At 44.3% G+C, this 14,178-nt stretch carries 13 protein-coding genes; 6 read left to right on the top strand and 7 right to left on the bottom strand.

Annotated features, from left to right (window positions below; genetic code table 11):
• Nucleotides 1–48: 48 nt before the first annotated feature.
• From ACMHKJ_RS07695 to ACMHKJ_RS07675, 5 genes are all read left to right on the top strand, one after another.
• Nucleotides 49–2,775 carry a fimbria/pilus outer membrane usher protein gene (locus tag ACMHKJ_RS07695; RefSeq protein ID WP_413492868.1) on the top strand — a complete coding sequence of 909 codons (2,727 nt, stop codon included), beginning with the start codon at nt 49–51 and terminating at the stop codon, nt 2,773–2,775.
• 286 nt (nt 2,776–3,061) lie between these two features.
• Complete coding sequence (locus ACMHKJ_RS07690; RefSeq protein ID WP_413492867.1) at nt 3,062–3,925, top strand: hypothetical protein; 864 nt, start codon at nt 3,062–3,064, stop codon at nt 3,923–3,925.
• 78 nt (nt 3,926–4,003) lie between these two features.
• A complete protein-coding gene (locus ACMHKJ_RS07685) occupies nt 4,004–5,122 on the top strand; it encodes an SPOR domain-containing protein (RefSeq protein WP_413492866.1) in 1,119 nt (372 codons plus the stop codon).
• 78 nt (nt 5,123–5,200) lie between these two features.
• Nucleotides 5,201–5,515, top strand: coding sequence for an antibiotic biosynthesis monooxygenase family protein (locus ACMHKJ_RS07680; RefSeq protein WP_413492865.1), 315 nt, complete (start codon nt 5,201–5,203; stop codon nt 5,513–5,515).
• Nucleotides 5,516–5,526: 11 nt separating this feature from the next.
• Nucleotides 5,527–6,213 (top strand): ArsR/SmtB family transcription factor, encoded by a 687-nt coding sequence (locus ACMHKJ_RS07675; protein ID WP_413492864.1) that lies wholly within the window; start codon nt 5,527–5,529, stop codon nt 6,211–6,213.
• On the opposite strand, the gene ACMHKJ_RS07670 is transcribed toward ACMHKJ_RS07675, so the two are convergent.
• On the bottom strand, nt 6,210–7,622 hold the full coding sequence (locus ACMHKJ_RS07670; RefSeq protein ID WP_413492863.1) for a DKNYY domain-containing protein: 1,413 nt from the start codon (nt 7,620–7,622) through the stop codon (nt 6,210–6,212). The genes ACMHKJ_RS07675 and ACMHKJ_RS07670 overlap by 4 nt on opposite strands.
• A gap of 145 nt (nt 7,623–7,767) precedes the next feature.
• Between ACMHKJ_RS07670 and ACMHKJ_RS07665 the strand changes: the two genes are divergently transcribed.
• Nucleotides 7,768–8,646 carry an EamA family transporter gene (locus ACMHKJ_RS07665; protein ID WP_413492862.1) on the top strand — a complete coding sequence of 293 codons (879 nt, stop codon included), beginning with the start codon at nt 7,768–7,770 and terminating at the stop codon, nt 8,644–8,646.
• Nucleotides 8,647–8,798: 152 nt separating this feature from the next.
• On the opposite strand, the gene fdhF is transcribed toward ACMHKJ_RS07665, so the two are convergent.
• The 6 genes from fdhF to ACMHKJ_RS07635 all read right to left on the bottom strand — a co-directional run bounded on the left by fdhF (nt 8,799) and on the right by ACMHKJ_RS07635 (nt 14,020).
• A complete protein-coding gene (gene fdhF, locus ACMHKJ_RS07660; protein ID WP_413492861.1) occupies nt 8,799–10,964 on the bottom strand; it encodes a formate dehydrogenase subunit alpha in 2,166 nt (721 codons plus the stop codon).
• Nucleotides 10,965–11,453: 489 nt separating this feature from the next.
• Nucleotides 11,454–12,020: a recombinase family protein gene (locus ACMHKJ_RS07655; RefSeq protein WP_413492860.1), complete on the bottom strand. Its 567-nt coding sequence runs from the start codon at nt 12,018–12,020 to the stop codon at nt 11,454–11,456.
• Nucleotides 12,021–12,241: 221 nt separating this feature from the next.
• Nucleotides 12,242–12,568 (bottom strand): hypothetical protein, encoded by a 327-nt coding sequence (locus ACMHKJ_RS07650; protein ID WP_413492859.1) that lies wholly within the window; start codon nt 12,566–12,568, stop codon nt 12,242–12,244.
• Between the two features lie 198 nt (nt 12,569–12,766).
• Nucleotides 12,767–13,042 (bottom strand): hypothetical protein, encoded by a 276-nt coding sequence (locus ACMHKJ_RS07645; protein ID WP_413492858.1) that lies wholly within the window; start codon nt 13,040–13,042, stop codon nt 12,767–12,769.
• Between the two features lie 18 nt (nt 13,043–13,060).
• Complete coding sequence (locus tag ACMHKJ_RS07640) at nt 13,061–13,555, bottom strand: hypothetical protein (RefSeq protein WP_413492857.1); 495 nt, start codon at nt 13,553–13,555, stop codon at nt 13,061–13,063.
• Between the two features lie 114 nt (nt 13,556–13,669).
• The gene (locus tag ACMHKJ_RS07635; RefSeq protein ID WP_413492856.1) at nt 13,670–14,020 is read right to left on the bottom strand and encodes a hypothetical protein; all 351 of its coding nucleotides are present in this window, start codon (nt 14,018–14,020) and stop codon (nt 13,670–13,672) included.
• Nucleotides 14,021–14,178 lie beyond the last annotated feature (158 nt).

Raw genomic sequence — 14,178 nt, 5'->3', positions numbered from 1 at the left:
CCGGTGCAACGGCGGGTTTCCTGTATCCGCAGGAGAGAGAGGAAGAGAATGAATGTATCCCGTAATATGATTAATACACCGCCCCGGCGCCCTTTTTTCCGTTACCGCCCGCTGGCATGGCTGTTATTTACCGCCGCCTCACCGGTAATGGCTGATGATTATTTCGACCCGGGCTTTTTAGGTGTTGCGGGTGAAAACAGTGATGTTGATTTGTCCGCATTCTCACAGGCGGGCGGCGTGGCTGAAGGGGAATATACTGTATCCGTTTTTATCAATCAGCAGGATGCAGGTCAGTACACGCTCAGTTTTGTCAAAAACACAAAAGGTCAGATAGCACCGGAACTGACACCGGCGCAGCTGGAAAAATTCGGTGTTAATGTTCCGCAGATCCCGGATTTAAAAAATCTTCCGTCCGATTTGCCGGTAACCGATTTAGGCACACTTATCCCGCAGGCAGACACCCGGCTGGATCTGGCACGTCTGCGTCTTGATATCAGTGTTCCGCAGGTTGCCATGCAATCTGTCATTAACCGTAACAGCGATCCTGCTTTATGGGATGACGGTATTCCGGCACTGATGGCAAACTATAACCTGAGCGCCGGGCGCACAACCAACAGTTATGACGGCGGGATGAAAACCCATAATAATAACCTGTTCGCCTCCGTCCGTGCAGGAGCCAATGCAGGTCCGTGGCGTCTGCGCAGCAACATTACCCATACCCGTTTTGAATACAGCGGTGGACGGGATCAATCCGCAGCCAGCGAAAACCGGACCTATTTTTCCAATACCTATGTAGCCCGGGATATCCGTCAGCTGCGCTCATCATTGCAAATTGGTGAAACCAGTACCGGCAACGATGTTTTCGACGGTGTTTCATTTAAAGGCATAAAACTGACTTCCAATGAGCAGATGCTGCCGGGTCAGTTACGCGGCTATGCCCCGGCGATAAGCGGAGTGGCAAACAGTAATGCCCGTATCACCGTGCGCCAGAACGGCAACATTGTTTATGAAACCTATGTCGCACCCGGCGCATTCTACATTAATGATATTCAGCAGGCCGGATTATCCGGAGACTATGATGTCACGGTGACCGAAGCAGACGGCACTGAGCGTCAGTTTGTGGTGCCCTATTCGTCACTGCCGGTGATGCTGCGCCCGGGTGGTTGGAAATATGAAATGGCTGCCGGTCGCTATGACGGTAACATCACCACCAGCTCACGCCGCTCCGATTTTATGATGGGAACCGTTATCTATGGTTTGCATAATGATGTGACATTATTCGGCGGCGCATTGCTGGCAAAAGATTATCAGGCGCTCAATGCGGGCAGCGGGATCTCGCTGGGGGATTTCGGTGCAATTTCTGCCGATGTGACACATTCAACTGTCCGCTTCGGCGGAGACAATAACCAGGATGATGCGCGTAAAACCGGTCAGTCATACCGGATCCGCTACTCAAAAAGTATGATGTCGACCGGAACTTCTGTCGATTTAACCGCTCTGCGTTACTCAACTGAGCATTTCTATAACTTCAGTGAATTTAACAGTCACGGCTATCGTCTTGAGGACGGAGTAAGCCCGTGGACATTACAGCGCCGCCGCAGCAGCTTTCAGACACAGCTGAGCCAGCAGTTGGGGGAATACGGTTCACTGCATTTTCGTGCCAACCGCGATGATTACTGGGGTAGTGACCGCAAACTGACCGGGATGTCCCTCGGGTACAGTACCAGTATCAAAGGCATCAGCTACGGCGTGAACTACAACATTGACCGCGTAAAAGACAGTAACAATAACTGGCCGGAAAACCGCCAGTTATCCCTGAATGTCAGTGTGCCATTCAGTTTGTTCGGCTACGGGCAGAATCTGCAATCCATATATGCCACCTATTCTGTGACTCATGACAATAACGGCAGAACACAAAATAATACCGGACTGAGCGGTAGCCTGATGGACGGCAAGCTCTCCTATGGGGCAACGCAGGGATGGGGTAATCAGGGACAGATTGCAAACACAAATCTGAATACCGGTTATCAGGGAAATAAAGGCAATATCAGTGCCGGTTACAGCTACAGTGACAATACTCAGGCAATCAATATGAGTGCATCAGGCGGTATGCTTATCCATTCAGAAGGTGTCACACTCGCCCGTTCAATGGGGGATTCAGTGGCATTAGTCAGCGCACCGGGCGCTGCAGGCGCCAGTGTTAACGGAGGAAGTGCTGTCACTGACAGCGGGGGTTATGCCGTCGCACCTTATCTTGCTGATTACAATAAAAACAGCATCGGGCTTGATCCATCCACACTGCCGGATGATGTCGATTTAACACAGTCAAATATTAATGTTTATCCGACAAAAGGGGCGGTTGTAAAAGCAAACTTTGCCACACGAATTGGGTATCAGGTGCTGATGACCCTCAGGTACGGCGCAAAAAGCGTCCCGTTCGGCGCAATTACCACGCTTATTGATGATAATGCAGGGGAAAGTATCAGCAGTATCGTCGGTGATGCGGGACAGGTCTATCTGACCGGTCTGCCGGAAACCGGGAAATTACAGGTGAAATGGGGAGAATCAGATGAACAACAATGTCAGGTCAGTTTCGATTTACGCCATCTGACCACAACTGACGATATGCCTGTCCGCCAGGTCACATATAAGTGCGCGGGCGGTGAGGCACAAGCGGAGGTGATAACAGAAACACAGGTATCGCCTGAAATTAAGCCGGTAGCGCTACGATTAACTGATATACCGGTTAAATCACGCTGGTTACAGATAAAATAATCCTGTGAAAATAAAGATTATTCGTAGCTCAACTTACGGTAACAATTATATGAAAACAAAAAAAATATTTCACTTTACTTCTCCTGTTAATAATAAAAACTTATCTGCTCTTGCCGGTATTTCATTATTACTAATATCAACTACCTGTTTTAGTGCTTATACCATCAGACCCGGAAGCCAGGTCCAAATACCGGTAAACGTCACACAACAAAATAGAAATTATCAGGGCGGTCTGGGAACCAGTGATGCCCCAATTTGGGGGGCTATAATACCAGCGGGTGAATCGATGAGATGTGAAAAACTGAATGGGTATTCATTTGGCTGGTCAAGTGATAATAAAATCTATGGTCTTGTTTTAGCTGATGATGTCATACTTGGCTTTACCGGAACCGGATATAATAGTCCATATGCATATCGAGGTAATGGCAGTACTGTATATGGAGCATGGTCTGTTAATGCATCTACCGGAAAAACGACATACAGTGATGCGGCAAAAGCATGCAACCAGAATGGCTGGGGAGGATATGCAGTCGATATAATGAATATTGATGGTTCAGGAACAGCCAGGGTCAATGGCAACCTTATTGCATACGCAGGACCTAAAGCCGGACCCGGAAGTTATCCTGTATCATTAATTTTGGTGACCGGTGATTTTCAGAATAAGAATACCCAAGTTTTTAATAATACTATTACCGTAGATAAACCTTTGCGTAATTGCACTGTCAGTACAGATAACACCATTACGTTCCCGCCGGTGGATGTAAGTGATGCACAAAATAGCCAGGCGCTGGCAAATAAAACTGGTAATTTAACTGTTAATTGTGATGATGCATCAAATACGCCGGTCACTGTTGAAATACAGGGACCCAAAGGTCGCTATACAGATGCTATGGCACTCACCATGAAAGACGGCAGTGATGCACCGGCTGAAATCCGTGGTTTTATCGGCAAAGATATTCCGCTGACCGGTCAATGTAACGGGCGGTTGGATGGCTATCCCGGTATTGTCTATTTTATTCCTAACGGCGGGCTGGAAAAAATGAAACTTACACCGGGAGCCAATAAATACAATTGGGTATTGTGCTCCAAAGGGCAAAATAAAACCGGTCAGGCAACCGGCTCTGCAAAGCTTATCCTGAACTGGGACTGAAATAATAACAAAAGATAAGTGTCTGTATACGCACTTATCTTTTCGCCATGTTATAACACTTAAAAAAACCAGACTATTATGAAAAAAATCTGTGCGGTCTTTTTTAATACACGCTTTATCCGTATAACAGCAACCCTGCTGTCTCTTTCTGTAATACCCTGTTCATTCAGTATTACCATTAATAAAAAACAAGATACCGTTGCGTTCGTTCATGATCTCGGTGTGCAATATATCAATGGTGATGGTGTTAGCGTATCCCCTGAAAAGGGGCGTTATTATATCCATCAGTCTGCCCTGCGGGGTTATCCGCCGGGGCAATTTCATCTTGGAATATTATTTTATACAGGTGTTGGTGGTGACAAGGATATTTCCTGTGCGCGCTGGTGGCTGGGAAAATCCGCGCTTTCCGGTGGCGAAACCGCTAACCGTGCTCAGTATATATTGCAGGAGATTAAAGACGATATTCTTGCGGACCCGGCACAGAAAGAAATCCTGATCAAACCAACCGATACCCGCCGGTGTATGCAATTACCGGAAAGCCCGTATTCTGCTGCCGCCATTCAGGGTATGAAATATATATTATCTGTTGCAGAATCCGCTCCGGTAACTCCGCCTTTTCTGGCACAAATTAATCGCGGAAAAAAACAGGCTGAACAGATAAAAATATATCTTAACAAGCCGCTTTCATTATTACAGAAAGAACTGATGACCCGCCGGACAGCGCCGGTCACTCCGGAAATACCGGAGGAAATAACTATTACCATTGTCCTTCCGCCACCGGTGACCATTTATCCGTCAGAAACCGTTTATCCGCCGGCGTTACCCGTACAGGTAAGCAGCACACCAGAAAATATACAAGAGAGTATAAAATCCCAATCTGCGCCGAAAACAAAATCGGTTTCTACCGGTAATTCAGGTAACAATCTGCGCACAGCCCCGGGCAGCTATTACACATTGCAGCTCAGCAGTGCCGCAACGCCGGAAGGGCTATATGATACCGCCCGTCACTATAAATTATCCAATTACGTAGTCTATGAAACTGTCCGTCACGGGCGTCAGTGGTATGTTCTGGTTTATGGCGATTATCCCGATTTAACATCAGCCCGGCGAGCACTCAAAACGCTACCGGCAGCTATCACAGCAAACAAACCCTGGGTGCGCAGCCTGAAACATGTTCAGGCTGAATTAATGAAATAATCCATATTTCGCTATGCATCAAAGTGTTTTTTATTCGTTTCCGTTATGCTCCTTCTCACCCCGTAAAAGGAGAATAAAATGTTTGCTGTTATTTTTGAAGTATCAATGCCGGAAGATAAACAACCCCGTTACCTGGAAATTGCGGCAACATTACGTCCGCTGCTCGAAAATGCAGAGGGCTTTATTTCGATTGAGCGTTTTCAGAGCCTGAGCACACCGGGCAAACTGCTGTCACTTTCTTTATGGGAAGATGAAGCCTCTTTACTGAAATGGAAACAAAATCAGCAACACCAACAGGCACAACAGGAAGGCAAAGCAGATATATTCTCATTTTATCGTATCCGCATTGCCGAAATCGGTCGTGAATACGCCTTTACACGTGAAGACCAATAACCGGGAAACCTATGATAAAGGAACCGCCTCCTGAATTAGAAAGTGCCCTTGCCACCGTCGCGGCGGCACTGGCTGATCCGTCACGCATAAAAATACTCTGTGCGCTGATGGACGGCAAATCCTGGACTGCCACTGAGCTGAGCATTGCCGCAGAAATCAGCGCGTCCACTGCCAGCGCTCACCTGACAAAACTGGTCGCCGGAAAACTTATCACCTGTCAGCCGCAGGGACGGCACCGCTATTACCATCTTGCGGGTCAGGACGTGGCTGAATTACTTGAAAAAATGATGGCACTAACCGGAATGCCGGTCACGGCTGTCACACGGAAATCATCCACTCCGGACAATCTGCGGCTGGCGCGGACATGTTATGACCATCTGGCAGGTGAAACCGCCGTTGCTGTCTATGCGGCTATGCAGGCAAAAAACTGGCTGACGCCGGAGGGTTACGGGCTGACCACCGAAGGTGAAACGGCGCTGACACAACTGGGATTATCACTTACCCCCGCCACAAAACGCGTTTTTTGCTGCGGCTGCCTGGACTGGAGTGAACGCCGTTTTCATCTGGGCGGTTATCTCGGTGCGGCATTTTTTACACACTGTGAGCAAAAAGGCTGGCTGACACGGACACCGGGCTACCGGGAAGTGACTATTACAGAAAAAGGGAAAATACAGTTCCGGCGTCTGTTTGGTATTTAATTATCACTAAAAATATCTAAGGCACTCATAAATGTTTTTTTATACTGTGTTTTTGCCTGTAACACACTGGTACAGGTTACCGGCTGTAATTGTCCATTTCTCACTATCTGACGTATATTTTCAGGTCGTAAATTGTCATTAAGCAAGCTGTTCAATGTGTGCTTATCGGCAATTACATAAATCGTATGGCGAACGAGCTGAGTTACACCCAGTCGGTCAAAATAATAATACTTATCTCCTTTTTTCCAGACTTCACCATAACAGTGATTAGTGACATCGCCTGTTTTTTCCCACACGTCTGGTGAACTTTCCTCAAAAAGGCAAATATGGGTACTGCGGGAAATAAGACCGGGCGATTTATTTGTTCCCCAACTCGCTGAACCCTGTAAATAATAGGTTTGATTATTACAATTGAAAACTATTGGCGCTATTTCCTGACAGCTATTATCCGGAAAAGGATTATCGCCCGCCCTGCTTATTTTTTCTTTTTTCCTGTCGTAGAAATAAACACCCTGCTCCGACAGAAACAAAGCATGATTAACATGCCCGCCATAGCGGCTGATAACCTTATACGGTGAAAATTCAGGAGGGAATACGATATTATTCATCGCAACCAGACCTGACTGCGGATCAAAAAGATACGTTTCCTGAAATAAATTACCAATGTAAAACCCATATAATGTCGCACTGCTTTTTAGCGGTAATTTCTCATGCTGATAATAGACATTGCGGTTATCACGGTATAAAACATGGCTCTTGCGTACAGACAGGTCGCTCTGCTGTACATCAATCGCCGTGAGTGTATTCGGGTCAGCATCCGGCATCTGTTTTCCGTTAAAGAACGCAGAGGTTCCGTTACCGGCAAGCCCGGTTTCAGGCAATAATTGGTAAGGTGTCACAGATGCAGGCAATACTTCTGTCGGGTAATAAAAAGCCTGTGGTTTTCCGACAAGATCCCAACCATAAAGCCAGGTTTCACGTAACTTTTTCCAGCCTGTAATTGCCTCATTTTGTTTAGTAAACGGAGCGCAATAAATAGTATTCCGGTTATCCGTAAAATAACCATTTCCGATTAATTTTGCAGCCCCGGGATTAAAGTCCGGAATAATCAGATTGCCACAATAGGCATGGTGTTTATCAACCGCAAACTGGCGTGCTTTATAATCATCAGATAATACCTTAAAGCTCCCGGGATCTGCCGCCGCAATAACATATTGACCATCAGACGGAACGCCGGCATACATTTTGCCGTCATAGAGGGTAAAAATACTGTGACCTACCTGCTGACCATCATCAATATCACTACCCGATATTTTGTTCATCGACAGGATAAAGCCTGACAATAATATCAGCAGACTCAGCAGGACACTGCCGCCGGCAATAAGACCTGCAACGTTATTCTTTTTCATATAACGATGATATTATCTAAAACTCACAACTCATGCTATCCGAAAACATTTGTGCACGGCGCATCCGCTTTTTTGCATTTAATCGGGATTCCGTGAGATTCAGATGCCTGCAATGCAAGTTACACCATGATTATATGGACAATTAATGAAAATAAATGCCAGTGTTATTGTCTTTTTGGGTGCGGTAAGCTACGGGATCCCTGCCTCTTTATTTAAGATGGCGTCAAACAATGGTGCATTACCGGCTAATTTATTACTTTCTCAGGTTTTTTGTGCAGCTCTCATCCTGATATGTCTTAATTTTGCCCGTAAAAACTCACGGCTATTTAAATTAAATAATATTCAGCGGGGAAAGCTACTGCTATCCGGGTTGGCGATGGCAAGTACAAATACATTATACTTTGCATCATTACAGTTTATATCAGTGACGGTTTCCGCTGTTCTCTTAATGCAATCAGTCTGGATAACAATGATTTTAGGGTTTATTTTCAAACGACATATTCCGTCTAAAAATCAAATAATTGCTGTTATTTTTATTATGATTGGTACTGTCCTGGCAACACAAATTTTTACGGCTGATATGACGTTATCCGTGATCGGGGTGATGTTAGCCTTTGGCTCCGCATGTGCTTACGCCTGTATGATGATGATAACAAATTCTGTTGTTAAAGATGCCGACCCTATACAGAGAGCAATGTATGTCTCTGTTGGTGCCGTCTTTTTTCTTATCCTGTTTCTGGGAAGCCAGATTGAATTTAATGATCAGCTGATTGTATTCAGATGGGCACCCGTTATCGCCATATTTTCAGTTGTTTTTCCTTTAATTTGTTTCAGCAAAGGCATGCCGCAGTTAAGCCCCGGATTAGGCGGAATACTCTCCTCGGTTGAATTACCTTCCGCTATTATCTTTGCTTATATTTTACTGAATGAAGAAATAACATCGGTACAAATTTCAGGCATTTTAATTATTCTGCTGTCAGTTATTTATCCAAACCTGGCCTATATAATACGAAAAAAACGGTAGTTTGATAAATAAAAAGGGGTCACTTAATATAAGTGACCCCTTTAGTTACTCTTTATACCCTTATTCATTCAAACTGCAGGTTCATTGGCGGTAAGCTTTGACCGCCTTCCTGCATCCTGAATGACGTTGGGTATATATCTTACCTGCTTTAATTAAATCTGCCGCTCTGCAGATTCAACCAAACCGATTAACCGGGTCCGCATTCCTGCATACTTTTCTTTTACAAGATCTTCGGCTGCTCTCTGGTCATCAATTTTAACTATTCTCGCAGCACAGTATTTTGTTTCCGGTGTTTTAGATACAGGGTCAAGATTATCCTGTGTTAATTCATTACAGGCACCAATCCACCACTGATATGTCATGTAAATAGCAGGTTTATTAATCGTATCGTTAATACTGCAACGGGACATCACTTTTCCCCTGCGTGACTCCACCCAGACAATATCCTGATCTTTTATGCCTAAATTTCCGGCCGCTTCCGGGTTAATCTGAACATAACCCGGTTCATCCGCCAGGGACGCTAATGCTTTACAGTTTCCGGTCATCGAGCGGCAGGAATAGTGTCCGACTTCACGCACGGTTGAGAGGATAAGCGGATATTCGTCATCAGGCAATTCAGCGGGCTTGCGCCATTCTGCGGCAAATAACTGCCCCTTGCCGGTCGGGGTATCAAACGCATTATTCTGATACAGGTAAGGTGTTCCCGGATGCTCTATTGTCGGACACGGCCATTGAATATGAGCAAGTCCCGCCAGTTTTTCATACGTTACACCATAAAACAGCGGGCAAAGTTTCCGGACTTCATCCCAGATAGCATTATTGTCCGCATAGGACATCGGGTAGCCCATTTCTGTTGCCAGCAAGCAGATAATTTCCCAGTCCCGTTTTACATTTCCCTGTGGCTCAATCGCTTTTTCAAACCGCTGAAATCCACGGTCAGCACATGTGAAGATACCGCCATGCTCACCCCAGCTTGTGGACGGCAAAATAACATCTGCCTGCTCTGCCGTTTTAGTCATAAAAATATCTTGTACAACAACAAACTCAAGGGCATCAAAGCCTTTACGGACGAGCTGTAAATCCGCCTCTGTCTGTAACGGATCTTCTCCCATGATGTAATACGCTTTTACCTTACCCTCTATCGCCAGATGAGGAACTTCCGTAATGCGATAGCCGACATCAGGATCCATATTTTCAAACGGGATACCCCATTCGCGGGCAAATTTCTGCCGGGCATCGGCATCAGTCACTTTTTGGTAGCCCGGGAAGGTATCAGGCAACACGCCCATATCACACGCGCCCTGGACATTATTTTGTCCCCGGACCGGAGCCACACCGACACCCGGTTTACCCAGATTTCCTGTCAGCAGAGCCAGACCGGACAGTCCTTTAACCGCATCCACCGCCTGCCCGAACTGCGTAACACCCATCCCCCACATAATGGTTGCTGTTTTTGCTTTTGCATAGGTTCTCATCGCCTGACGGATTTGTAATGCAGACAGACCGACAATCTCCTCAACCGCTTCCGGGCTGTAACCCTGAACCGCTTTTTTATACTCTTCAAATCCTTCAGTATGCTGATTTACATAATTTTTATCGTAAAGATTCTCGTCTATCAGAGTGTAAGCAAAGGCGTTGACCAGTGCCATATTCGACCCGTTTCGCAGGGGCAGATACTGTGTGGCTATTTTGGCTGTTTCTATTTTTCGCGGATCACAAACAATAATCTCCGCCCCTTTCTCTTTGGCTTTGATAACCCGGCGGGCAACAATCGGATGAGAATCCGCACAGTTATAACCAAATACCAATAAGCAATCTGAGTTTTCGATATCCGCAATGGAATTACTCATCGCACCATTACCTAATGTGACCTGCAACCCGGCAACGGAGGGCCCATGACAAACGCGGGCACAGCAATCCACATTATTATTACCCAATACGGCCCGGACGAATTTCTGCATCACAAAGTTGGTTTCATTACCGGTTCCGCGGGAAGACCCGGTACACATAATTGATTTTGCGCCATACTTTTCTTTTATTTCTTTCAGCTTATGCGCGGTATAATTAATCGCCTCTCTCCAGCTGACCACTTCAAACGGTCCGCCTTTTGTCCGGCGGATCATCGGTTGGTTTAATCTGGCTGTCAGTAATTTATTATCGTACAGAAAATCCCAGCCATATAACCCTTTCAGGCACAGTTGCCCCTGGTTAGTAACACCATCAGCACCTTCAGCTTTAATTATTTTGCCGTTTTCGACACAGAGATTTAATTTACAACCAGCACCGCAATATGGGCATACAGATATGACTTTGTTCATTTGACGTCCTTTCCCCTGACCAGGGAGTAAAAGAGTAAGAAAAGAAATGTCAGACATGCATATTATGTGCCAATGTGAAATTAGATGAAAATCAGTTGGATAAAATTTACAGCGGTTGTTTCATATGGGATTTCGACATTTTTGACGAACCGGAAATAACAAAATAATGTGCGGCTGATGAGCGGGGAATAACTGTTGGTTGTATTATGCGGATAAAGACAGGTGTGTGATTGAATCAATGTTTCAGCCCTGCTAAGGGTGACACAGTAGGTTACAGTCCACTACTGAAGGAAGGCTTTATGCCATGTCCCTAAAGGATTCAATAAGATGGGTGCTAAGGAGGAAATCTGGAGCGGGCGAAGGGAATCGAAGTATCGAAGTATCGAAGACAATCACTCACTAACCATTTGATTCAAAAGCACCAAAATATCCCTTTGGTTACATAGTAGGTTACATCCTATCTTTGGGACTGTCTACTTGTTCGATTCCCTACTTATGCCAATGCCTTTTCACAGTGCGTACAGAAAGCCCCAGATGATCAGCAGCCTGAGCCTGAGATAATCCCATAGCTTTACACTGTTGCACCCTCTCTGTGGTCTCTGTGGCTTCTGGTCGTCCTAATTTAACACCTTGAGCCTTTAGTCTATTCAATGATTCCTGAGTCCTCTCCCTGATTCTGTTCTTTTCAAATTCAGCAAAGACAGAGAACATCCCTAACATCATCTTTCCTTCTGGTTTACTCAGGTCAGGAACTGGTAAATCAAGACTGATTACTTTTACCCCCATACCCCCTAAAGACTCTACTGTAGACAAGACATCAATGGCATCACGTCCCAAGCGATCTATCTTGAGAACAATGAGTTCATCCCCTGCCTCCAGTTTATCGACTAGTTTACGGAACCCATCACGGCTGGCTGTAGGTATTCCCCCTGAGACGGTCTCACTGACTATACGATTAGCTGGTACGTTATAACCGCGTTGTCGGATAGCACTAAGTTGGTTCTCTATGGTCTGTTCGCTGGTGGACACACGGCAATATATAAATTGTCTGGTCATAGCTAATCCTGATAGTGACATTAAAGGTAGGGTCATAATAGACATGGTGACAATTAATATCAACATCTACTTTATGTCACCACTAAGTGACACGAAAAGATAGTGTCATCTAACGGATGTTTGTTGTCACCTAAAGGATAGCTACTACTGAGACTCAGAAATCATGAGGAATTTGTAAGGAAAGGTACGAGGGGGGGGGGGGCGATGGGGTATATTAGTTATTACAGTACAGGTAAAGACATTTCCGCCATTTTTTCATCATACATCTTCTTGTATTTGATAAATTCAGGAATAATGCGTTCATCCAAGTGTTGTTGAGGAATGCTCCCCCCATCTGCGACTTTCCGTGGTGTAGCTCTTGAATTGATAATAAATCTACCTTTATACCGTTCTGTTTCATAGTCTTTTCTGCCTGATTTTTTAAATTCACATACGCCTATAACACCCGATGATTTTATTAACCCAAACATCAAAAGGAATTTAGTAAATTCTTTAGATTTGAGTCTGACTTCTTTAGCAGCCTGAGAAAACGTTACTGACGTGACCATAATAGGTACCTCCTATGTAATGGAAAAACATTTCACATTTATCATAAAGATAAACAAGATAGTTACAATTAATAAACATGACTATTTGACAGGAAAGCCATAGAGTGTGGATACAATAAAATGAGTATAGGGAAAACCAACAGGGCTATAGCTGATGCCCAACATCGATACCCCCTACCTATTTACATACAAATACTATTAGCTAGCAGTTATATTAAAACCAATTAAGGACATAGAAATAATAGCTGATAAATTCAATATTAAATCACATAAAAGATATGAACGTTTGTATTTAGTAAGTTGATATAATCCAAATAAAAAAGCCAGAGTCATAACTACCAACAACACAGTAATAGCTCTGTTCATCATCAGGTGAGTCTGCCAACTCACTCGCTCACCATAGATATACCCTGCCGCATACCCAACTAAAACAAATAATATCAAGAATGCAAAAACGTTAAATATAGGCTTCATATTATCACCGTTTGGTTTTCAGTTTAATTTAATGTCAAGACTATTGGCGGAAATGAGGTGTGAGCATAGACCTATAACAGTTTTATCTTCACATATTTCATTAAAAGATTTTTTCAGACCTAAAAAATACTCTTCATTCATTACATAGAATGGGGAATCTGACTCAACTTCATTGCAAGTTATATACATACTAAGCGCATTAATGACATTATCCTCACCAAACACCACCGAAAATAAAAGTTGTTGCATTTCACTTGTATATACCATGTGATTAGCTTTAGTTTGAGAAATGGCATCAAGCATACCGACACAATAACCAACAATCCAAGGGGTAATATACTCAGCAGATAATAGAGGCGAACGTTTATTTCTTTCTTGTTGTTCCTTTTGAAAATGATAGAAATCAGTTTGCGTCTGTATCAAATTAGCAGTAAATGCAGTGACATCAAATTCTGCTTGTGTAACATCATAACGCCTAGGTTCCGACTTTTTCTTTTTGAATAACCCAAACATCCGTATTACCTCATGTAACTTAATATTCCTCACATCATACTTAGTTATTTGAAGGTAGTCTGATCGTTTGTTTCGATCGTTACCTGATTATTGATCGGTACTTGCTATCATCCGCTATGACAACTTCAAGTAATGGACAAGGCTTTTACTGGCAGAAATCAAGCAAGCTGTTACAGTCTGGGCGTATCTCACGGATACTTCACTTTCTCCAAATACTATCCGGCGACGACTTATAGACGTTCTAACAGTAGCTGCCGTGATCTCTGGAAGCGATTTTAAAAGCCTTAGCAGCACATAAGGGTTAATGGGTCTGGTATTTGCCTTGATGCTCTCAGATAAGCGCCCAGCACCTGTAAGGATATCATCAAGAAAAACCGGGAGTTGTTCCGAGCCTGTACCATCTAAATTATTATTCAACCAATTATAGAGTACTGTATTATCGTGAATACGTGGTGGACGTGCCATTGAGACCTCCTTTTGCAATGAGTGGGAATTAACGAGGTTATATATAAGAGACCAAAAGTTTAGATGCAGAGGATACAGGGAGACTACTTAGTTGATTGGTTGTATCTTGTTTGATATAACTTATGGTCATCATATCTTGTTCTATTCACTTATCGACT

It is taken from the genome of Morganella psychrotolerans, from assembly GCF_965118875.1.
Lineage (GTDB): Bacteria > Pseudomonadota > Gammaproteobacteria > Enterobacterales > Enterobacteriaceae > Morganella > Morganella psychrotolerans_C.
This window is presented reverse-complemented; position numbering and strand designations above follow the sequence as displayed.